Origin of the sequence: Streptomyces sp. WM6386 (assembly GCF_000972385.1) — a bacterium.
Taxonomy (GTDB): Bacteria; Actinomycetota; Actinomycetes; order Streptomycetales; family Streptomycetaceae; genus Streptomyces.
In genome coordinates, this window is record NZ_JXTE01000751.1 from 1 (window position 1) to 322 (window position 322).

Sequence of the window (322 nt, forward strand, 5' to 3'; positions counted from 1 at the left end):
TGGTGAACAGCTCGATCTGGGCCAGGGTCTGGTCCGCGAAGGAGTTGGACATCACGAACGAGGGGTGGCCGGTGGCGTTGCCCAGGTTCAGCAGGCGGCCCTCGGACAGGACGATGATCGTCTTGCCGTCGGGGAAGGTCCAGGTGTGGACCTGGGGCTTGACCTCGTCCTTGACGATGCCCGGCACACTCGCGAGGCCGGCCATGTCGATCTCGTTGTCGAAGTGGCCGATGTTTCCGACGATCGCCTGGTGCTTCATCCTGGCCATGTCGGCGGCCATGATGATGTCCTTGTTGCCGGTCGTGGTGATGAAGATGTCGGC

1 protein-coding gene is annotated in these 322 nt (G+C 63.0%); it reads right to left on the reverse strand.

Annotated elements, in window-relative coordinates; genetic code table 11:
• Positions 1-322, reverse strand: a 322-nt coding sequence (locus tag TN53_RS43515) for an adenosylhomocysteinase (RefSeq protein ID WP_046264467.1), incomplete at both ends; no start/stop codon positions are given.